This window comes from Hydrogenophaga sp. L76, from assembly GCF_057654755.1.
Genome location: NZ_CM172807.1, coordinates 1071966 through 1093291, shown reverse-complemented (window position 1 = coordinate 1093291; position 21326 = coordinate 1071966). Strand labels below are relative to the sequence as shown.

At 65.4% G+C, this 21326-nt stretch carries 18 protein-coding genes; 7 read left to right on the top strand and 11 right to left on the bottom strand.

Annotated elements, in window-relative coordinates:
• Positions 1 to 21 precede the first annotated feature (21 nt).
• Together AC23D4_RS05205 and AC23D4_RS05200 are read right to left on the bottom strand one after the other, a co-directional pair.
• Positions 22 to 1803 carry a nitrite/sulfite reductase gene (locus AC23D4_RS05205; protein ID WP_472890284.1) on the bottom strand — a complete coding sequence of 594 codons (1782 nt, stop codon included), beginning with the start codon at positions 1801 to 1803 and terminating at the stop codon, positions 22 to 24.
• A 21-nt stretch (positions 1804 to 1824) separates the two neighbouring features.
• Positions 1825 to 2616, bottom strand: a complete 792-nt coding sequence (locus AC23D4_RS05200; RefSeq protein WP_472890283.1) for a sulfite exporter TauE/SafE family protein — start codon at positions 2614 to 2616, stop codon at positions 1825 to 1827.
• An 85-nt stretch (positions 2617 to 2701) separates the two neighbouring features.
• Here AC23D4_RS05200 and AC23D4_RS05195 point away from each other — a divergent pair, with 85 nt between their 5' ends.
• On the top strand, positions 2702 to 3601 hold the full coding sequence (locus AC23D4_RS05195) for a hypothetical protein (protein ID WP_472890282.1): 900 nt from the start codon (positions 2702 to 2704) through the stop codon (positions 3599 to 3601).
• 2 nt (positions 3602 to 3603) lie between these two features.
• Here the strand turns inward: AC23D4_RS05195 and AC23D4_RS05190 are convergent, their stop codons facing one another.
• Positions 3604 to 4764 (bottom strand): FAD-dependent oxidoreductase, encoded by a 1161-nt coding sequence (locus AC23D4_RS05190; protein WP_472890281.1) that lies wholly within the window; start codon positions 4762 to 4764, stop codon positions 3604 to 3606.
• 9 nt (positions 4765 to 4773) lie between these two features.
• Positions 4774 to 5052, bottom strand: coding sequence for an oxidative damage protection protein (locus AC23D4_RS05185; protein ID WP_177134440.1), 279 nt, complete (start codon positions 5050 to 5052; stop codon positions 4774 to 4776).
• 337 nt (positions 5053 to 5389) lie between these two features.
• Here AC23D4_RS05185 and AC23D4_RS05180 point away from each other — a divergent pair, with 337 nt between their 5' ends.
• Positions 5390 to 6163, top strand: coding sequence for a ferredoxin--NADP reductase (locus AC23D4_RS05180; protein WP_290968742.1), 774 nt, complete (start codon positions 5390 to 5392; stop codon positions 6161 to 6163).
• 79 nt (positions 6164 to 6242) lie between these two features.
• Positions 6243 to 6761, top strand: a complete 519-nt coding sequence (locus AC23D4_RS05175; protein ID WP_472890280.1) for a disulfide bond formation protein B — start codon at positions 6243 to 6245, stop codon at positions 6759 to 6761.
• Positions 6762 to 6832: 71 nt separating this feature from the next.
• Here AC23D4_RS05175 and ppk2 read toward each other — a convergent pair whose 3' ends face one another.
• Both ppk2 and argA read right to left on the bottom strand, forming a co-directional pair.
• Entirely contained in the window at positions 6833 to 8101 is a 1269-nt protein-coding gene (ppk2, locus tag AC23D4_RS05170) for a polyphosphate kinase 2 (protein WP_472890279.1), read from the bottom strand.
• A 91-nt stretch (positions 8102 to 8192) separates the two neighbouring features.
• Positions 8193 to 9533 (bottom strand): amino-acid N-acetyltransferase, encoded by a 1341-nt coding sequence (gene argA, locus AC23D4_RS05165; RefSeq protein ID WP_472890278.1) that lies wholly within the window; start codon positions 9531 to 9533, stop codon positions 8193 to 8195.
• Between the two features lie 74 nt (positions 9534 to 9607).
• Here argA and hrpA point away from each other — a divergent pair, with 74 nt between their 5' ends.
• Both hrpA and AC23D4_RS05155 read left to right on the top strand, forming a co-directional pair.
• Positions 9608 to 13501: an ATP-dependent RNA helicase HrpA gene (gene hrpA / locus AC23D4_RS05160; protein WP_472890277.1), complete on the top strand. Its 3894-nt coding sequence runs from the start codon at positions 9608 to 9610 to the stop codon at positions 13499 to 13501.
• A gap of 156 nt (positions 13502 to 13657) precedes the next feature.
• Positions 13658 to 14374, top strand: coding sequence for a Rieske (2Fe-2S) protein (locus AC23D4_RS05155; protein WP_472890276.1), 717 nt, complete (start codon positions 13658 to 13660; stop codon positions 14372 to 14374).
• A gap of 32 nt (positions 14375 to 14406) precedes the next feature.
• Here the strand turns inward: AC23D4_RS05155 and AC23D4_RS05150 are convergent, their stop codons facing one another.
• The 5 genes from AC23D4_RS05150 to lptF form a co-directional block, all read right to left on the bottom strand.
• Positions 14407 to 15588 carry a pyridoxal phosphate-dependent aminotransferase gene (locus tag AC23D4_RS05150; RefSeq protein ID WP_472890275.1) on the bottom strand — a complete coding sequence of 394 codons (1182 nt, stop codon included), beginning with the start codon at positions 15586 to 15588 and terminating at the stop codon, positions 14407 to 14409.
• A 141-nt stretch (positions 15589 to 15729) separates the two neighbouring features.
• Positions 15730 to 16674: a CysB family HTH-type transcriptional regulator gene (locus tag AC23D4_RS05145; protein ID WP_472890274.1), complete on the bottom strand. Its 945-nt coding sequence runs from the start codon at positions 16672 to 16674 to the stop codon at positions 15730 to 15732.
• Positions 16671 to 16994, bottom strand: a complete 324-nt coding sequence (locus AC23D4_RS05140) for a sirohydrochlorin chelatase (RefSeq protein ID WP_487623702.1) — start codon at positions 16992 to 16994, stop codon at positions 16671 to 16673. Before AC23D4_RS05140 ends, AC23D4_RS05145 begins: the two co-directional genes overlap by 4 nt.
• Before the next feature lie 46 nt (positions 16995 to 17040).
• A complete protein-coding gene (gene lptG, locus AC23D4_RS05135; protein WP_472890272.1) occupies positions 17041 to 18159 on the bottom strand; it encodes an LPS export ABC transporter permease LptG in 1119 nt (372 codons plus the stop codon).
• A complete protein-coding gene (lptF, locus tag AC23D4_RS05130; protein ID WP_472890271.1) occupies positions 18156 to 19280 on the bottom strand; it encodes an LPS export ABC transporter permease LptF in 1125 nt (374 codons plus the stop codon). The genes lptG and lptF overlap by 4 nt, the downstream gene beginning before the upstream one ends.
• Before the next feature lie 27 nt (positions 19281 to 19307).
• On the opposite strand from lptF, the gene AC23D4_RS05125 reads away from it, so the two are divergent.
• Both AC23D4_RS05125 and AC23D4_RS05120 read left to right on the top strand, forming a co-directional pair.
• Complete coding sequence (locus AC23D4_RS05125; RefSeq protein WP_472890270.1) at positions 19308 to 20798, top strand: leucyl aminopeptidase; 1491 nt, start codon at positions 19308 to 19310, stop codon at positions 20796 to 20798.
• Positions 20799 to 20851: 53 nt separating this feature from the next.
• Positions 20852 to 21295 (top strand): DNA polymerase III subunit chi, encoded by a 444-nt coding sequence (locus AC23D4_RS05120; RefSeq protein WP_472890269.1) that lies wholly within the window; start codon positions 20852 to 20854, stop codon positions 21293 to 21295.
• Positions 21296 to 21326 lie beyond the last annotated feature (31 nt).

Here is a 21326-nt window from a genome sequence, read left to right as displayed (position 1 = left end):
GCGGGTCTCGGCAACAAGGGCTCAGGCGGCAACGGGCGTGCGGGCGGTGGCCACGCGCACGGCGTTGGCGGCGGTCTTGAACGGGTCAACGCCGACGCGCTTGAGCGTGTCGATGAAGGTCTCGCGACCGTTGCGCTGCTCGCGGTAGGTGTTGATCAGGGCTTCGATCACGTCGGTCATTTCGTCGGCCGCGAAGGACGGGCCGATCACCTTGCCCGGCGTGGCTTCGCCAGAGAGGCGGGAGCCATCCGAGCCCCCCAGGGTCACCTGGTACCACTCCTGGCCGTCCTTGTCGACGCCGAGGATGCCGATGTGGCCGCTGTGGTGGTGGCCGCAGCTGTTGATGCAGCCGCTGATGTGCAGGTCGATCTCGCCCAGGTCGTGCAGCTCGTCGAGGTCCTGGTAACGCGCCAGCAGGGCCTGCGCGATCGGCAGCGAGCGGGCGTTGGCCAGGTCGCAGAAATCGCCGCCGGGGCAGGCGATCATGTCGCTCAGCAGGCCGATGTTGGGCTTGGCCAGGCCGAGGCGGCGCGCTTCGCGCCACAGCTCTGGCAGCTGGTCGCAGCGCACCCAGGGCAGCAACAGGTTCTGTTCGTGCGTCACACGGGCTTCGCCGGCGGAGAAGCGGTCGGCCAGGTCGGCGGCGCGCTCCAGCTGCTCGGCGCTGGCGTCGCCGGGGGCCGAGCCCAGGCGCTTGAACGACAGCGTGACGGCGCGCAGGTCGGGGTTCTGATGCGGCTTCACGTTCTGCGTGAGCCAGCGGCTGAACTCCACGTCGTCTTCGGCCGCGGCCTTGAGGATGTGGGCGATCTTGGCGTCGGCGCTCTTGCGGTCGCAGCGCAGCTCGGGCTGCACGAAGAAGGCGCTCACGCGGTCCAGTTCGGCCTGGGTGATGGTGTGCGGCGCGCCGTCTTGTTCGATGATGTCGGTGTATTCGGCTTCCACCTGGTCGGTGAAGGCCTGACCCTCGGCTTTCACCAGGATCTTGATGCGGGCCTTGTAGATGTTGTCGCGGCGGCCGAAGCGGTTGTAGGCGCGCACCACGGCTTCGAGGTAGTTGAGGATCTGGTTCCAGGGCAGGAACTCGCGGACCACGGTGCCGATGATGGGCGTGCGGCCCATGCCACCACCCACGCGCACCTGGAAGCCCAGGTCGCCGTCCACGTTGCGCAGCAGGCGCAGGCCGACGTCGTGCCAGGGGGTTGCAGCGCGGTCTTCGCGGGCGCCGGTGATGGCGATCTTGAACTTGCGCGGCAGGAAGGCGAACTCGGGGTGCAGCGTGCTCCACTGGCGCATGATTTCGGCGAAGGGTCGCGGGTCGGCCACCTCGTCCACGGCGATGCCGGCGAGCGCGTCGGTGGTGATGTTGCGGATGCAGTTGCCGCTGGTCTGGATGCCGTGCAGGTTGACGCTGGCCAGCAGGTCCATCACGTCGGCCGCACGCGCCAGTGGAATCCAGTTGTACTGCACGTTCTGGCGTGTGCTGAAGTGGCCGCAGCGGTCGGGCAGGCTGGGCACGTCGGCCAGGGCCGCGTTGGCTTTGGACACGTCGTGGTCTTCCTTGTGGTCGTAGTCGCGCGCGATCTGGGCCAGCACACGCAGCTGGGCGCTGTTCAGCTCGCCATACGGCACGGCCACGCGCAGCATCGGAGCAAAGCGCTGGATGTACCAGCCGTTCTGCAGGCGCAACGGTTTGAACTCGTCGCCGCCGAGCGTGCCAGCTTCCGAGCGTTCGAGCTGGTCGCGGAATTGGGCAGCGCGCTGCTGGACAAACTGGCGGTCAAAGTCGGAGTACTGGTACATGGGCTTCGTGGGGAAAAAGAATCAGAAAGCGATCAGCTTGGTACCGGCGTAAGCCAGCAGCAGCGAGAGGACGGAGCGCACCAGACGCTCCGGGGTGTGGCGCATCAGCCGCGTGCCGAGCCAGATGCCGGGCAGCGAGCCGGCCAGCAGGTTGGCCAGCAGTGGCCAGTCCACCGAGCCGAGGCTGGCGTGGCCCAGACCAGCCACCAGCGTCAATGGCACGGCGTAGGCGATGTCGGCCGCCACGATGCGCGGCAGCGGCAGCAGCGGGAACAGGATCAGAAGCACCGACACGCCAATGGCGCCAGCACCCACCGAAGTGAGCGTGACCAGGGTGCCGATGACGGCGCCAAACAGCACCGGCAGGCTCCAGTGGCGGGCGCGGGTCGCGTCCTGCAGCTGGCCTTCGGGCAGGGTGCGCGGCAGCTGTTTGCCGCGGGCGGCCTTGTAGAGCATGGCGGCGGCGGTCAGCAGCAGGGCGATGCCCAGGGTGTGCGTCATGACCGACTGCACCTGGGGGTTGGCCGGGCCGACCCGGTGCAAAACCGCCAGGGTGACCAGTGCCGCCGGGATGCTGCCGGCGCACAACTGGCCGACCACACGCCAGGGCACCAGGCGCTGGCGCGCCAGGCTCACCGTGCCGCCGGCTTTGGTGAAGGCCGCGAACAGCAGGTCGGTGCCGACCGCCAGATAGGGCTTGACGCCGAAGAAGAAGATCAGGATCGGCGTCATCAGCGAGCCGCCACCAACCCCCGTCAGTCCGACGATGAGTCCCACAGCGAAGCCGGCAAAGATGATGGCGAATTCAGGCATGAACGCGACTGTAGTTTTGACCTCATATATTCCAAACGATTTTTTTTCATTCACTTATACGTTTATGGAATAAAGAAATGCTTCTGTGTTCTCGATGACCGCTGGCCATGTCAGGGCAGCCAGCGCAGCGGCGGTTCAACCGACCTGCATCTGCGCGGAACGACGGTGGGGCGGTAACATGACCGCCATGCAAAAACAGCGCATCTATGTCGGCGTTGTGGGTTTTTCGGATGTCGAAAGGCACGCGCTCAACACCATGTTCCGTCTTTCTGAGACGCGCGAACTGTCGTATGCGCCCTGGGTGCCGCTCGTCGCCCCCGGCGCCAAGCCACCCGCCATGAACGCTGAAGTGATGCTGGTGGATGGTGAGAGCGCGGAAGCGGTGCTCTCTCATGCCAAGGGCTTGCCCACCGGGCAACGCCTGATCTGGGTCGGCCCTGGCGCACCGGCTCATGCCTGGCGTGTGCTGGAACGACCTATTCAGTGGGCCAGCGTGCTGAGCGACCTCGACGCTGTGTACGCGGCGCGGCAGGCCCATTTGGGTCTTCTGGATCTGGATGTCACCCGGCCGGCTCCGCTGGATCTTGAGTCCAGCCCCGAGCGCGTGCAGCGGGCCTTGCTCGTCGGGCTCAGTGGGCAGGAGCGGTTGGCTTTGCGATCACGGCTGGCGGCGATGGCCGTGCCGGAGATCGACGAAGTCGACAGCACCGAGGCCACGATGAACCTGATGCGGCGCCATCCCTATTGCTGCGGTGTGTTCAACCTGGACAACCCCCATCTGGATGCCTGGTCGCTGGCCCGGTATTTCGGGCAAGGCAATCCACAGGCCCTGACCATGGGCATCAGCGAACACGCAGGGCCCTTGGCCGCCTGGTGGCGCCGTCGGCGGGTTGTGCGTGACGCCCAGCGGACCGGCATCAAGGCGCTGCTGGGGCGGCCGCTGCAGACGAACGATCTGATGCAGGGCCTGGAGCGCCTGCGCTGAATTCAGGCCGGTTGTCGGCGGGCCTGTTTCCAGGCGAAACGCGCCGGGTCGAGCGCACGCAGCAGATCGGCCTCCAGGTTCGGGTCTTCGCCTTCAATCAGGCGGGCCAACAATTCGCCCATGGCGTGGGCCAGGGTCAGGCCACGGGAACCCAGAGCGCTCAGCATGAAGAGACCGGGCCAGCGTGGCGTGCCGGCCATGGGCACCCTGCCTCGTCGCGCGCCGGCTTGTTGCATCAGCACTTGCAGATCCAGCAGATGGGGCACCGCGCCCACCAGGGGCACGCGGTCCAGCGAGGCGCAGCGCACCTGTGCCCAACCCAGCAAGTCCCCCCGGGCGGCGGTTTCGCGCTGGCGCTGCGCGGCCACAGGACTGATGGTTTCCAGACTGTGGGCGTTGCGCTCGTGCGCCGCACCGTTCACGTGGCTGGTGTTGTCGCCCCGTTCGTAGGTGGAACCCATGGCCCAGATGCGTGCCGGCCACTGGGGTGGCAGGCCAGCGTCTTCATAGACCGGGACGAAAACCCCGTTGTTGCGCTGGGGCCGTTCGGCCAGCGGTTCGCCCTGCAGGGCGGCCAGGCTCATCTGGCCTTTCACCGGGCGCAAGGGCAGGGCTTCGGGTGCCATCGGGCCGTTTTCGTGCGTGAGCAGAGCATGGCTGCCAAACGCGGCGGCAATGACCACCACCGGTGCCTCGGCGAGCACCTGACCTTCGGCATCCAGGGCCTGCCACAGCGGCTGGTCCGGGGTGGACCGGTTGACCAGGCGGTCAACAGGGCTTTGCCAGCGCGTCGCGAGGGTCGTTAGCCGCCGGCATTCGTCGAGCCAGGCGTCCACCAAGGCAGCTGGGCGAACCAGCGCCGCAGGCCATCGCCCGGGGTCGTGCCCCAGGTTGTCGACTTCGCAGGGTTGCCAGCCCCGGCCTGGCGGGCCCAGCCGCTCCAGCTGGGCCCACATGTCGGACACGCCCAGCGCGCACAGTCGGGAGAGCGGTGTGGGCGCGCGGGTGACGTGCGGGCTCAGCATGCCCACCGGCAGCGCCGATGCGCCTTGGGACGGCCCTTCAGCCGCGTCCAGCAAGGTCAGTTGCCAGCCGCGTCGGGCCAGCGCCACACAACTGGCGGCTCCAGCGAGTCCGGCCCCGATCACCAGGGCAGAAGGCATAGGCCGGCCTCAGCTGGCGTCAGCCGGCGGAACATAGCCCGCAGCGGCGTCGGCTCCCTCGCCGAAAAAGTGCTTTTCCATCTGGCGGGCCAGGTACTGGCGCGCGCGCGCATCGGCCAGGTTGAGGCGGTTTTCGTTGAGCAGCATGGTCTGGTGCTTGAGCCAGGCGGCCCAGGCTTCCTTGCTCACGTTTTCATACAGGCGTTTGCCCAGCTCGCCCGGGTAGGGCGGAAAGTCCAGGCCTTCGGCTTCTTTGCCGAGCTTGATGCAGTTGACGGTGCGTGCCATGTGGTTTCCTGTTTAAGATTGAATTCTGTATAACCGAAATGAGAATTTGTTCTTTCCGGTTTTATAAGCTTGTGGGCATCATGCGAAAGCCCGAACGTTTGAGACGCGCCGGGGGCGTTGAGTGCCCGAGTCCCCGACTGTATCAACGAATGAAAGCCCTCGGGACGACATCCGGCGTGGCCGATCCTGTTCCTGACATAACGCAAAAGGGACACTTGGCAAGACTTTTACAATTACGAGCTATCCGTGCGGCGATCGATCAGGGTTTTCCCCCTGTCAGTTTGCCCCGTTTTTTCATTGGCCAGCCATGAGGCGGCCGTTCATCTGACCCAAGACCATGAGTGCATTTCTGGAAGAGCGCGTGTTGAGCGTGCACCACTGGACCGATCGCCTGTTCAGTTTCACCACCACCCGCGACCAGGCGCTGCGTTTCTCCAACGGGCACTTCACCATGATCGGCCTGCGCGTGAACGAGAAGCCGCTGCTGCGCGCCTACAGCATCGCCAGCCCCAACTACGCCGAACACCTGGAGTTCCTGAGCATCAAGGTGCAGGACGGTCCGCTGACTTCGCGCCTGCAGCACATCCAGGTGGGTGACAGCATCGTGGTGGGTCGCAAGCCCACGGGCACGCTGCTGATCGACTACCTGCTGCCGGCCAAGCGCCTGTACCTGCTGGCCACCGGCACCGGTCTGGCACCGTTCCTGTCCATCGTGCGCGACCCGGAGACCTACGAAAAATTCGAACAGGTGGTGCTGATCCACGGTGTGCGCGAGGTCAAGGAACTGGCCTACCGCGAGATGCTGGAACACACGCTCAAGCAGGACGAGTTCCTCGGCGAGATGGTGCAGCAGCAGTTCCTGTATTACCCCACCGTAACACGCGAGCCTTTTGTGCACCAGGGTCGCATTCCCGTGATCCTCGACAACGGTCAGGTGGCCAAGGACCTGGGCCTGCCCGAACTGAACCCGGCCGAAGACCGCGTCATGATCTGCGGCAGCCCCGAGATGCTGCGCGACCTCAAGGCCCTGTGCGAAAAGCGCGGTTTTGCCGAGGGCAACACCACGCGTCCGGGCCAGTTCGTGATCGAACGCGCTTTCGCAGACAGCTGATCCAAGCCGCGTCAAGGTTGGAACTCCGAGGCGCTGGCCGGGTCCACCGGAGCGCCTCGTTTCACATTCAGGACATCTCGTGACATTCGCCACCCCCATTTTTGACCTGTTCAGCCGCCATCCGCGCCGGGTGCTGGCCCTTGTGGCTCTCAGCTGTGCGGGGCTGCTGGCCTTTGGCATCTACCTGCAGCACGTGGTGGGGCTGGAGCCCTGTCCCATGTGCATCGTGCAGCGCTATGCCCTGATCCTGGTGGCGTTTGCGGCGGCGCTGGCCGCGGCGATGAGCGGGCGGGGGTCGAGGGCCGTGGGCATCGGTCTCATGGGGGCGCTGGCCGTGGGCGGCGCCTTTGTGGCCGCGCGGCAGACCTGGTTGCAGTGGAATCCGCCCGAGGTCCTGACCTGCGGACGCGACTTTTACGGAATGATCGAGTCGTTTCCGCTCAAGCGGGCCATTCCCATGATCTTCAAAGGCAGTGGCGATTGTTCGGCGATTGACTGGACCTTCCTGGGCCTGTCCATTGCCAACTGGTCGTTTCTTTGCTTCTCGGCCATTGCCTTGCTGGCCCTGGTGTTGCTGGTGCGCCCTCGGTCTGCCTGATCGAAATCCGGTGTGTCGCACACGAAAAAAAGCCGCCTGAGGGCGGTTTTTTTGTCTGCACCTGAGCAGGCTCAGAGAATCGCGTTGCCCGGGCGCTCGCCACGTTCGTACACCACGTGCGCGCGACCCACGATCAACGAATCCAGCGAACCGATGTTGGCCGCGTCCTTGTTGGTGTAAGGCAGCTTCTGCAGCACGTAGCGCATGGCGTTCAGGCGAGCGCGCTTCTTGCAATCGCTCTTGATCACCGTCCAGGGCGCGTCGGCCGTGTCGGTCTCGAAGAACATGGATTCCTTCGCCTTGGTGTAGTCGTTCCACTTGTCGAGCGAGGCCATATCGATCGGGCTGAGCTTCCACTGCTTGAGCGGGTGGGCCTCGCGCTCCTTGAAGCGGCGGCGCTGCTCTTCACGGCTGACCGAGAACCAGAACTTGATCAGGTGCACGCCGCTGCGCACCAGCTGGCGCTCGAACTGGGGCGCCTGTCGCATGAACTCCTCGTATTCGTCGGTCGAGCAGAAACCCATGACGCGCTCGACCCCGGCGCGGTTGTACCAGCTGCGGTCGAACAGCACGATCTCGCCAGCGGTGGGCAGGTGCTGCACATAGCGCTGGAAATACCACTGGCCGCGTTCGACCTCGCTGGGCTTTTCCAGCGCCACCACGCGCGCGCCGCGCGGGTTCAGGTGTTCCATCATGCGTTTGATGGTGCCGCCTTTGCCGGCCGCATCGCGCCCTTCGAACAGGATCACGATGCGCTGCCCGGTTTCCTTGGCCCAGGCCTGCAGCTTGAGCAGCTCGACCTGAAGCAGGTATTTCTGCGACTCGTACACCTTGCGCGACAGCAGGTTCTTGTAAGGGTAGGCGCCACTGCGCCAGTCGGCCGCCAGCACTTCGTCCGGGTTGGCGACGGTCATGGCTTTGCTGCGCACCACATCGGTTTCCTGGCGCAACAGACGGCGGATGGCCTTGGCGTCGTCCGGGGCGGCGCCTTCGAGGATGGCGCGCAGGGACTCGGCCTTGTGCTTCTTGCTGGTATCGGACTTGCCCAGGATGTCGCGCACGGCGGCGAACTTGGCCTGCTGGCGGGCTTCGGTGACCGCTGCCGTGCTGAGCCTGGCGATCCGCTGGGGTTGCTGGCTGCCGGTGACGTCGCCCAGCTTCGCACGGCGCGGCTTTTCGACAGCCGCAACGCGCGTCTTGAACGTTATTCCGGTCATGGTTTTTGCCGGAGGCTCTTTGGTTTTGGCGGTTTTTCGGGCCGCCGGTTTTGCGGTGGTTTTCTGGTTGGAACCGTTTGCGGACACAGGCGCAGTGGCGGTGGGGGTGCTTCGATCGGCCATGTTTTGGGCTCCTGTCATCAAACATTCCAGTCGGTTGAGATGCTGGAGGGGTTGCTTGATCGTTGTCCGTTGGGATCGCGCATACACAGGGTCAGCCGATTTTTTTCACGAGCACCTGGCTTTTTCGGTCCCAGTTGTATTTCCGCTTGCGCGCCTCGGGCAGCCAGTCGGGGTTGACCTGCACGAACCCGCGCTTGAGGAACCAGTGCATGGTGCGCGTGGTGAGCACGAAGATGCTCTGAAGGCCCTGGGCCTTGGCACGGGTCTCGATGCGCTTGAGCAGGCGCTCGCCGTCGCCCTGGCTCTGCGTGTCGGGCAGCACGGTGAGCGCCGCCATTTCGCCGGTGCGGGCCTCGGGGTAGGGGTAGAGCGCAGCGCAGCCGAAGATCACGCCGTCGTGTTCGATGATGGTGTAGTTGCCGGCGTCGCGTTCGATCTCGGTGCGGTCGCGCTTGACCAGCGTGCCGTCTTTCTCGAACGGCTCGATCAGCGCCACGATGCCGCTCACGTCGTCCATGGTGGCCTCGCGCACGCTCTCCAGCTTTTCGTCCACCACCATGGTGCCGATGCCGTCGTGGGTGTAGATCTCCAGCAGCAGCGCGCCGTCCACCGCGAACGGCAGGATGTGGCTGCGTTCCACGCCGCCTTCGCAGGCGCGGATGCAGTGCTGCAGGTAGAAGGCCGTGTCGGTCGGTTGGGCGGCCGAGGGCAGGGCGGTGAGCATCTTTTTCGCGTCGGCCAGTGGCAGCTCGGTGTCGATCTCGCTGGTCGGGTCGGCCGCGTCCAGGCGGATACCCGGCACCTCGGTCAGGAACATCAGCTTGTCGGCCTGCAGCGCCACGGCGATGGAGGTGGCCACGTCTTCCATGGTGAGGTTGAAGGCCTCGCCCGTGGGTGAAAAACCGAAGGGCGAGAGCAGCACCATGGCGCCCATGTCCAGCGTGCGCTGGATGCCTTCGGTGTCCACCTTGCGCACCAGGCCGGAGTGGATGAAGTCCACGCCGTCGATCAGGCCCACCGGGCGCGCGGTGATGAAGTTGCCCGAGATCACGCGCACGGTCGCACCGGCCATGGGCGTGTTGGGCAGGCCCTGGCTGAATGCGGCCTCGATTTCGTAGCGCAGCTGGCCGGCGGCTTCCTGCGCGCAGTCCAGCGCCACCGAGTCGGTGATGCGCATGCCGTGGGAGTATTTTGCTTCGTGGCCTTTGGCCTGGAGCTGTTCGTTCACCTGCGGGCGAAAGCCGTGCACCAGCACGATCTGCACGCCCATGCTCTGGATCAGCGCGAGGTCTTGCGCGATCAGCGGCAACTTGCCGGCCGCGATGGCCTCCCCGGCAACGCCCACCACCACCGTGCTGCCGCGCAGCTTGTGGATGTAAGGCGCGACCGAGCGGAACCAGGGCACGAAGGTGAAGTTGAAGACGTTGGACATGGGCAGCGGAGCGGTCAGACGTTGGGCAGGGCGCGGATAATTGCCGGTTGCCTGATTTTGACTGAAGTTCCCCCTTGTCCTCCACGCCGCTGCACATTGAATTCCCCGAGTCCCTGCCCGTCTCCGCCCGCCGGGACGAGATCGAGGCCGCCATGCGTGAGCACCAGGTGGTCATCGTCTGCGGCGAAACCGGCTCGGGCAAGACCACGCAACTGCCCAAGATCGCGCTGCAGATGGGCCGCGGCAAGCTCAACGCCAAACCGGGCCAGCGCCCGCAATGGATCGGCCACACGCAGCCGCGGCGCATCGCGGCCTCCAGCGTGGCCAAGCGCATTGCCGAGGAGCTGAAGACGCCGCTGGGCGATGTGGTGGGCTTCAAGGTGCGGTTCCAGGACCGGCTCTCCAAGGACGCCTCGGTCAAGCTCATGACCGACGGCATCCTGCTCGCCGAGACGCAGACCGACCCGGATCTGCGCGCCTACGACACCATCATCATCGACGAGGCGCACGAACGCAGCCTGAACATCGACTTCCTGCTCGGCTACCTGCGCCAGCTGCTGCCGCGCCGGCCCGACCTGAAGGTGGTGGTGACATCGGCGACCATCGACGCGGACCGGTTTGCGCAGTACTTCGCCTCCCAACGCGGTCCAGCGCCGGTCATCCAGGTGTCTGGCCGCACCTTTCCGGTGGAGGTGCGCTACCGGCCATTTGAAGAGAGCCGCGACTACGACCTCAACAACGCGATCGCCGATGGCGTGGACGAGTTGTGGCGCACACCACAGGGCGGCGACATTCTGATCTTTCTGCCCGGTGAGCGCGAAATCCGCGAGGCCGCCGACCACCTGCGCAAGCACCTCAGCCACATCCCCACGCTGCGCAACGCCGAGGTGCTGCCGCTGTTTGCGCGCCTCTCGCAGGCCGAGCAGGACCGCATCTTCCAGGACCACAGCGGCCGGCGCATCGTGCTCTCGACCAACGTGGCCGAGACCTCGCTCACCGTGCCGGGCATCCGCTACGTGATCGATGCCGGCACGGCGCGCGTCAAGCGCTACAGCTTCCGGCAAAAGGTCGAGCAGCTGATGGTCGAGCCCATCAGCCGGGCGGCGGCCAACCAGCGCGCCGGCCGCTGCGGCCGCGTGGCCGACGGCATCTGCATCCGGCTGTACGACGAGGCCGGCTTCAACGGCCGACCGGCCTTCACCGACCCCGAGATCCTGCGCAGCTCGCTCGCGGGTGTGATCCTGCGCATGAAGGCGCTGCGCCTGGGCGCGGTGGAGGACTTCGCCTTCATCGAAGCGCCGCAAAAGCGCGCCATCGTCGACGGCTACCAGCTGCTCTCCGAACTGGGCGCGGTGGACGAAGCCAACGAGCTCACACCCATCGGCCAGACGCTCTCGCGCCTGCCGCTCGATCCCCGCGTGGGCCGCATGATCCTGGAGGCGCAGCAGCGTGGCGCGCTCGACGAAGTGATGGTGATCGCCTCGGCGCTCTCGGTGCAGGACGTGCGCGACCGGCCCATGGACAAGCAGACCCAGGCCGACCAGGCGCACGCCAAGTTCGACGACGAGAAGAGCGAGTTCAGCGGCACGCTCAAGCTCTGGAAGTGGCTGGACGACACGAAAGGCGGCCATGGCAAAGACCATAAATTGAGCCACCGCCAGTACGAAAACCTGCTGCGCGAGAACTTCATCAACGTGCGCCGGGTGCGCGAATGGCGCGACATCCACACCCAGCTGCACACGGTGGTGGCCGAACACAAGTGGCAGCTCAACACCCAGCCCGCTTCCTACGAGCAGTTGCACCTGGCCATGCTCTCGGGCCTGCTGGGCAACATCGGCCAGAAGAACGAAGCCGAAGACTGGTACCTGGGCGCGCGTGGCATCAAGTTCTACCGCCACCCGGGCGCGAACCTGAGCAAGAAGCCCGGGCGCTGGATCGTCTGTGCCGAGCTGGTGGAGACCACCCGCCTGTTTGGCCGCGGCATCGCCAACATCGATCCGACCTGGCTGGAACAGGTGGGCACGCACCTGCTGAAAAAGCAGCTGCTGGACCCGCACTGGGAAAAGAAGGCGGCACGCGTGTCGGCGCTGGAGCGCGCCACGCTCTACGGCCTGGTGGTCTATCACAACCGCCGCACCGACTACGGCCGGGTGGACCCGGCGGGCGCGCGCGAGATCTTCATCCGCGAGGCGCTGGTTGCGGGTGACTGGGAAACCCGCCTGCCGTTCCTCGCCGCCAACCAGAAGCTGGTGAAGCAGGTGGCGGAGCTGGAGCACAAGTCGCGCCGGCAGGATGTGCTGGTGGACGACGAGCTGATCTACGCGTTCTACGACCAGCAGCTGCCCGCCGACGTGTGCAACGGCGCCAGCTTCGAGCGCTGGTACAAAGACGCGCAGCGACTCAACCCCAAGCTCCTGCTGCTGACCAAAGAAGAGCTGATGCGCCACGAAGCGGCCGGCATCACCACGCAAGCCTTCCCGAAGACGCTGCGCCTGGGCGGAGTGGACTGCGCCTGCACCTACCTGCACGAGCCGGGCGACCCGCGCGATGGTTTGAGCGTCGCCGTGCCGATCTTTGCGCTCAACCAGGTGAGCGAAGACCGCTGCGACTGGCTGGTGCCCGGCATGCTGAAAGAGAAGCTGCTGGCGCTGCTGAAGACCCTGCACCAGCGCCCACGCTCGCGCCTGGTGCCGCTGCCCGCCACGGCCGAGCGCTTCGCCACCGCGCTCACCGAGCCCGCGGTGTTCGGCGCCGGCAACCTGATGGATGCGTTGCTGAAACTGGTGCGCGAAGCGACCCAGCTCGACATCGCGCGCAACGACATCAAGGTGGACATGCTGAATGCCCACCACTTCATGCACCTGCGCGTGGTGGACGAACACGGGCGCCAGTTGGGCCAGGGCCGCAGCCTGGCTGCGCTCAAGGCCGAGCTGGGCGGGCAGGCGCGTGGGGCGTTCCAGGCGCTGGCGTCCTTGAAGCTTGAGAGCCTGCGCCCGGCGGCACCTGAGCCCAAGGCCACACCTGCGCCTGCCAGCGCGGGTGGCTCCCGCCGAGTACCGGCAGAAGTGCCCGCAGCGCCTGCCGCCAGCGCCACCCAGCGCCACACCAGCTGGGATTTCGGGGAACTGCCCGAGTTGATGGAGATCCGCAAGGGCGGTCAGACGCTGATCGGCTTTCCGGCACTCATGGACCTGGGCGACGCGGTCGGCATCGAAGTGTTCGACGAACCCGAGGTCGCGATGGCGCGGCACCGGGAAGGCCTGCGCCGCCTGTTCGCGCTGCAGATCCGCGACGCGCTGAAGTACCTGGAAAAAAACCTGCCCGGCCTGATGAGCATGGCCACGGCCTACATGCAGGTGGGCAAGGCGGAGAATGGGTCGGGTGGCGGCACGCTGGAAGAGCTGCGCAACCAGATCATCGAACTGGCGCTGGACCGGGCCTTCCTGGCCGACCCGCTGCCCACCGACGAGGCCGCGTTCAAGAAGCGTGTGGACGAGGGCCGGGGCCGGCTGACGTTGATCTCATCCGAGATCGCGCGCAACGCCGGCCTGATCCTCACCGAATACACGGCCGCCGCTCGCAAGCTCAAGGACAGCCGGCCGCCCGCCGACGTCGCGACCGACATCAGCCAGCAGCTGCAGCGCCTGGTGCCCAAACGTTTTTTGCTGACAACGCCGTATGCGCAGCTGCAGCACTTTCCGCGTTACCTGAAGGCTGTGCAGCTGCGGCTGGACAAGCATCGCGCCGACCCGGCGCGCGACGCCGCCAAGCTGGCCGAGCTGCGCCCGCAGGACCAGCGCTTCTGGCGCATGGTGGCCGAGCGCAAGGGCGTGCAGGACGCACGCCTGCAGGAGCTGCGCTGGCTGCTGGAAGAGCTGCGGGTGAGTTTTTTCGCCCAGGAACTGCGCACGCCACAGCCGGTGAGCGTGAAGCGGCTGGACAAAGCCTGGGCTCAACTGAACACCTGAGTCGATGCGCCCGGACCGGGCGCTGATCCGTTCTCGGTGTCGAATTCCTGGCCCATGCCGTGCCAGGGACAAACTTGACAGCACCTTCCCGGATGCGTTTCACTGCAAGGCGTGCTGGCCCCGGGCAGGGGCCGGGCGTTTCATGGGGGTCTGTTCATGGATCGACGCGAATTCGTGGAAAGTTGTGCGCTGGGGACTGCCGCGTTGTCGGCCTCGTTGGCCAGTGGTGCCTGGGCGGCGAGCGCCGAACCCCGCGCTTACGGACGGGTGCTGCTGGTGGACGAGCTGGGCGACCCGCTCAAGGCCTCCGCACTGAAGGCGCAGACCAACTACGTGTTTCACTACCCGTTCGAAGCCACGCCGGTGTTCCTGCTGGACCTGGGCAAGCCGGCCATGCCCACGAACTTGCGCACGCGTGGCCAGAAGACCTACCGGTGGCCGGGCGGCGTCGGCCCGGTGCGCAGTCTGGTGGCGTTTTCCGCCATCTGCGCCCACAAACTGGTTTATCCGACCAGAGACCTGAGCTTCATCAGTTTCCGCAAGGGCGCCGCACTCAACCCGCAGACGCCGAGCAAGGGCAACGATTTGATCCATTGCTGCGCCGACCACAGCCAGTACGACCCGGCGCGGGGCGCGCAGGTGTTGGGGGGGCCGGCGGAGCAGCCGCTGTGCGCGGTGCTGCTGGAGCACGACGCCAAGGCCGACACGCTGACGGCCACCGGCACGCTGGGCGGCGAGCTGTTCGACGATTTCTTCAGGAAGTACGACATGAAGCTCAGCCTGGAGGTGGGCCCCAAGGCGCGTCAGGCCGTCACTGCCCGCAGCACGGTGCGGGAACTGGACCGCTTCTGTCGCAACGCGGTGCGCTGCTGATCGGTGTTGCCTCTGGACCGCCGCTTTCCGGATCAGAGCCGCGCGAGTCGCTTGAGCGCTTCGCGCAAGGTGTCGTCCTTCTTCGCAAAGCAGAAGCGCACCACCTTCTGGTCGAAGCCGTTGCCGTAGAAGGCGGAGAGCGGGATGGCCGCGACGCCGATCTCGCGCGTTAGCCACTGGCAGAAGTCACCCTCGGGCAGCTCGCGCTCGGGCACCGCCAGGTCGCCGATGCCCACACACTGGAAGTAGGTGCCCTGGCCCGGTAACAGCGTGAAGCGGGTGCCGGCCAGGCCCTCGCGGAACAGGTCGCGCTTGCGCTGGTAGAAGGCCGACAGCTCCAGGTACGGCGCCGGGTCGGCCATGTAGGTCGCCAGCGCGTGCTGCATGGGGGTGTTGACGGTGAACACATTGAACTGGTGCACCTTGCGGAACTCGGCCGTCATGGCGGCGGGGGCCACCACCGTGCCGACTTTCCAGCCCGTGACGTGGTAGGTCTTGCCGAAGCTGCTGATGATGAAGGCGCGCGCCGCCAGGCCCGGGAAACGGGCCGCACTCTGGTGCTGTTGACCGTCGAACACCATGTGCTCGTAGACCTCGTCGCTGATCAGCAGCACGTCGGTGGGGGCCAGCAGGTCCTGCAACTGGAGCATGTCGGCCTGGCTCCAGATCTGGCCGCTGGGGTTGTGCGGGCTGTTGACGATGATGGCGCGGGTGCGTGGCGTGATGGCCGCGGCGATGGCGCCGAAGTCGGGGCGGAAGCTGCCCGGTGTGAGCGGCACGCGCACGGCCACGCCACCGGCGAGCTCGATGTTGGGCACGTAGCTGTCGTAGCAGGGTTCGAGCACGATCACCTCGTCGCCCGGGTGCACCACGGCGAGGATGGCGGTCAGGATCGCCTGCGTGGCGCCAGCGGTGACGGTGATCTCGGTGTTCGGATCACAGGCGAGGCCATACAGGGCCAACATCTTGGCCGCCATGGCCTGGCGCAGCGCCGGCACGCCGGGCATGGGCGGGTACTGGTTGTGGCCCGCCTGCATGGCGCGCGTGACGGCGTTGACCAGCTCCGGGTCGCAGTCGAAGTCCGGGAAACCCTGACCCAGGTTGACCGCACCCGTCTCGGCCGCCAGCGCCGACATGACGGTGAAGATGGTCGTGCCGACTTTGGGCAGGCGGGAGGTGAGGGCGGGGGTGTGAGGCTGTGTCATCGGATTCATGGGGAATGGTCAAGGCCCTGCCAAACCCGCCTGCCGGCGCGACATACCAGCAGGCGCTGCGGAACCGGCTTTGCCGGGCCGCCAGCGCCGCCCCCTTGAGGGGGATGCGGCCACACGAAGTGGGCAAGCAACGGGGGGGCGTCAGAGCTCATAGTCGTCCGGCGTGCCGTTCATGGCACGCAGGATCAGGTCGCGCGAGAGCCGGTCGCTGAGCAGTTCGGCGAACCGCAACACGAAGTGGCGCAGGTAGGTGCCGCGCTTGAAAGCCACGCGCGCCAGGTTGTGACCGAACAGTTGTCCGGCGGGCCGGGACGACAGATCGGGCGTCTGGTTTTCACCCTGCACGGCCATTTCGGCCACGATGCCCACGCCCATGCCGAGCTTGACGTAGGTCTTGATCACGTCCGAGTCGATCGCTTCGAGCACGATCTCGGGCTGCAGATGGCGCAGTGCAAACGCCTGGTCAATGCGGGTGCGGCCGGTGAAGCTGGGGTGGTAGGTGATCAGTGGCAGGTGCGCCAGGTCTTCGAGCGTGATGCGCTCCTGCGTCGCCAGAGGGTGGTCGAACGGGAACACCAGCACATGCTGCCATTCATAGCAGGGCAGGGTGACCAGCTCGGGGTAGTTCACGAGCGACTCGGTCGCCACGCCAATCTCGGCCACTTCTTCCAGCAGCATCTTGGCCACCTGGTCGGGCGAGCCCTGGTGCAGGCTGATCCCGACCTTGGGGTAGGCCTTGCGCAGCTTGGCCACCGAATCGGGCAGCACATAGCGCGCCTGTGTATGTGTGGTGGCGATCGACAGAGTGCCGCTGTCCTGGGCCGAATACTGTTCACCGATGCGCTTGAGGTTGTTGACCTCGCGCAGGATGATTTCGATGCTCTTGAGCACCTGCACGCCGGGTTCGGTGACGCGTTTGATGCGCTTGCCGTGGCGGGCAAAAATCTCGATGCCGAGTTCGTCTTCCAGTTCGATGATGGCCTTGGAAACACCGGGTTGCGACGTGTGCAGCGCCTTGGCGGCCTCGGTCAGGTTCAGGTTGCGGCGCACCGCTTCCTGGACAAACCGGAACTGGTGCAGGTTCATGGGTGGTTTTCCAGCGCGATCCGGGCCAGCAGGGCGGTAAGACGAGGGTCTTCCCCAGCCGCCGCCAGTTGTTCGAACCGCACGTCAGGGTGTTGCGTGGCCAGGTCGATCATCAACTGCGGCAGGTCTTCACGGGCGTGTTTTCCCATGCCAAAAAACAGCGGGAGCACGCGGATGTGGGTGGCTCCCGCCGCAACCAGGCGTTCGGCGGCCGTCGGCAGATCGGGCTCCGAAAGTTCAAGATAAGCGCAGGCCACGGGGGCGGACGGATCGGTCAGGGCGATCTGAGCCGCCACCGCTTCCACCGGCAGGCGCCACAAGGGGTCGCGCGAGCCGTGGGCAAAAACAATCACACCACGCATAACGTCAACGCCTTAAAACCAGCCAGCCGAACGCACCGAGCGATACCAGCGAGTAAATGATCGAGGGGGAAGCCGCAGCGAACCAGGGTTGCCACTGGTTGAGGTTGCCGATGTAGCCGAACACGTTGTTGAGCAGGAAGAAGCTGATCCCGATCATGACCCCTCCGAACACATAGCCGGTGATCCCGCCCGAGCGAAAATGCAGGTAGGCAAAGGGCAACGCCAGCACCACCATCACCAGACAGCTCAAGGGGTAGAACACCTTGCGCCAGAACTCGATCTCGTAACGCTGTGCGGTCTGACCGTTGCTCTCCAGGTGCTGGATGTAGGCGTACAGGTCGGTGGTTCGCATGCGCTCCGGCTTGAGCAGCGCGACCGACACCATTTCGGCAGTGATGGTGCTGGGCCAGCGGAAGGTCTCCAGATCGCTGCGCAGGATGCGTGCCGACATCTGGCCCGCGGTGTCGAACTCGCGGCGCGACACCTGGTGCAGCGTCCACGATTCATCGGGTTCGATCTGGCCGCGCCCGGCTTCCAGTGTCGACACGAGCAGCCCCTGGTTGTCGAACTCGAAGATGCGCACCTCGCCCAGTTCACCCTGGGGGGACAACGAGCCCACGTTCACCGAGAAGTTGCTGTAGAGCTGGCGTTCCTTGAGCCAGGCGCCGGTGTGCCCCAGGCTGATGCGGCCCTGGTACCGGGCTTTGAGCAACTGGGCGGTCTTGTCGGCCAGTGGGGCGACATAGTCGCCCACGGCAAAGGTCGCGAAGACGAAGATCAGGCCCAGGCCCAACAGGGTACGCAAGGCCTTCCAGGGTCCCAGGCCGCTGGTGCGCAGGATCGTGTACTCCGAACTTTGCGCCAGTCGGGCCAGCACCGCGATCGTTCCGATGAGCACTGAGATCGGCAGCAGCTCGTACACGCGGCTGGGCATCAGCAGCGCCACATAGAGCAGCGCGTGCCGGACTTCGTAAATCACGTCCGGCTCCAGCCGGGACGGTTTGCCCAGCGACGAGAGCTCTTCGACGAAATCAAAGAAAAAGAACAGCGAGAGAAACGCCAGCAGCACAAAGCCGGTGGCGAGCAGGATCTCCCCATAGATGAGCCGTCTGATCGTTTTCATGCCGCTTTCCCGATCTGTTCAGCAGTCTCGGTTCGCAGGCGCAGTTGCAGCCAGCCTCTCAGGCTGAAGTTGCGCTGGCGTTTGATCAGCCACACCACACACAGCACAAAGACACTGCCGTGCAACAGCAGCAGCGAGGACAGGGACAGTTGGCCCGACCCCACCCAGCGCTGACCAATGTTGAGAAAGTTGAAGTACAGGATGAACGCAAACAGGGTAAACATCAGGTTGCCGCTGCGTCCGGCGCGCGGATTGCTGACCGTGGTGGCCACGGCCAGCAGCACCAGGTTGAGCGCTGTCAGGATGATGCCGATGCGCCACCCCAGTTCGCCCAGGTTGGCGGCACTGGGTTCGCTCATCAGGGACCAGGTGCTGCGCGCCTTGAGGGCCTGGCCGCCGCCGGTCTGGGCAGCCGTGGCGCCAATCAGTGCACCATATTCTTCGAACTCGCTGACCTTGATCCGACCGGACGACACTTCCGCCTCCAGGCGCTGGCCCTTGCGCAGCATCAGGTAGGCGCGCTCGCCGATCTGTTCGATCTTGCCCGAGGCCGCCGTCGTCACGGTTTCGGTCCCGTCGCGCTCGATGCTGGAGATGAACACGTTCCGGCCTTCGGTGCCGTCGGCGGTGTCCTTGTCAATGAAGAACACACGGCGTCCGCTGGACGACTCCTGGAACTGCCCCGGCGCGATGCGCTGCAGATCGCCGCGGCTGGCAAACCGGTCACGCAGATCGGCGGTTTGCTGGTTGGCCCAGGGCCAGATGAAAAAAACCATGAGGCTGATCACCAGCAACACCGGCCAGGAGAAGCGCATCACCGGACCCAGAAACCCGGCGAGGGAGCGACCGCTGGAAAACCAGATGATCATTTCGCTGTCGCGGTACATGCGCGAGAGCGTGGAGACGATCGAAATGAACAAGGCCAGCGTCAGGATGGTCTGTGTGTAGCCCAGCACCGTGTAGCCCAGCACGAGCATGATTTCTTCCGGGTTGACGCTGCCCTTGGAGGCCAGACCCAGCGTGCGGATCAGCAGCATCGTCAGCACGATGGTGAGCAGGACCACCAGCGTGGCCCCGAAACTGCGTGCCAGCTCGGTGCGTAGGGAAGAATGGAATAACATCGAAAAGATACCCAGGAAACCTCAATTATGGACTTTGAACTCAAATCCCTTTCGCATCAGCAAGCAGCCAGGCTGCCCGTGGACGCCCTGCTGGTTCTGGTGCCCGACGGGGCCGATGTGTCCGGCACGGCCGACGCCGCGCTGCTCAGCCTGATCCGCGAAGCCACCCGCCGGGGTGATCTGGAGCCGGGTGCCGGCAAGGCCTTGAGTTGCTACCGCCCGCAGGATATCAAGGCGCCGTGGTTGGTGCTGGTTCGCTCAGGCGACGGATCGGTGTCTGCGGTGCGCAAGGCGGTGCTCGCGGGCATGGCTCTGCTCAAGCAGCCTGGTGTGAAAAAACTGGGTTTGATGTTGAGCCTGCTGGATCGGGATGCGTTGGCCGTGCGGGTGGCCATGATGGCCTGCGCCGACGCCACCTACTGTTTCACCACCACCAAGCCTTCGGCCAAGGCGCGGACGATCAGCCAGGTCTTCCTGGGTGTGAGCGATGCCACAGCAGCGCGCGCCGAATTTGCCGCCGGCAAAGCTCAGGTGACCGGGGTGGAATTGGCCAAGGAATGGGCCAACCGCCCGGCCAACCACGCCACCCCCAGCATGCTGGCGGACGCCGCACGCAAGCTCGGGCGCAAGCCCGGTATGAAGACCGAAGTGCTGGGACCGAAAGAGGTTGCAGCGCTCGGCATGGGGGCTTTTCTGGCCGTGGCCCAGGGATCGGCCGAGCCTTTGCGCTTCATCGTCATGCATTACAGCGGCGCTGCCAAGACCAGCGCGCCGGTGGTGCTGGTGGGCAAGGGCATCACATTCGATACCGGCGGTATTTCCATCAAGCCTGCGGCTGAAATGGATGAAATGAAGTTCGATATGGGTGGGGCCGCCAGCGTGCTGGGCACCTTTGCCGCGTTGGCCGAGCTGCAGCCCGCCATCAACGTGGTGGGCCTGATTCCGAGCTGCGAGAACATGCCGGATGGCCTGGCGGTCAAGCCCGGTGATGTGGTCACCAGCATGAGTGGTCAGACCATTGAAGTGCTCAACACCGATGCCGAAGGACGCCTCATCCTGTGCGATGCGTTGACCTACGCCGCGCGGTTCAAGCCGCGCAGCGTGATCGACATCGCCACGCTCACCGGTGCCTGCGTGATCGCCCTGGGCGCCGTGCGCTCGGGTCTCTTTTCTGCGCGCGAAGAACTCGCGCAAGCACTCGGCCAGGCCGGTGACCAGTCGCTGGATTTGTGCTGGCGCATGCCACTGGACGACGAGTACGCCGAAGGCCTGAAGTCGAACTTTGCCGACATGGGCAACGTGGCTGGTCGGGCAGGCGGAGCCATTACTGCCGCAAAGTTTCTGCAGAAGTTCACGGCCGACCTGCCCTGGGCTCACCTGGACATCGCCGGGACCGCCTGGAAAAGCGGCACGGCCAAGGGCGCAACCGGTCGGCCCGTGCCCCTGTTGCTGCAATACCTGATCAACGAAGCGGGCGTTGCGACCAAGGCGCCGGTCAAGGCTGCGCGCCAGAAATAGCCAGACGGTATGGATGCACCTGCAACCTGGGCCAACCCATCGAGGTGTCCGGCATGACCGAAGTGGCCTTCCACTTCAATGCACCGGACAAACTGGGTTATGCCTGCCGCCTTCTGCGAAAGGCCTACCTCAAGGGTGCGCGTGTGGTGGTGCTCGGTTCGTCCAGGGACTGTGCGTCACTTGACCAGGCGCTCTGGACCATGACGGCGGGTGAATTTGTGCCGCACTGTCGCGAGAGCGGTGCGGCCTTGTTGTTGAAGGCTTCTCCCATACTCATTGCCAGCGGCCATGCGCCGCCCGCTGATTTCCCCGCAGACGTGCTCCTCAACCTGACCGACGCATATCCCGCCGGGTTTGAACGGTTTGAGCGGGTGATTGAGGTGGTCACGCTCGACGAGGCTGATCGCCAGCGCGCACGCGAACGCTGGAAGCAATACAAGACCGCGGGATGTGAGCCCTTGCGGCACGATTTGAAGATGGCCGGCAGCGCCACCTGATCCACGCGCCATCCGGCGACCTCGCTAATGC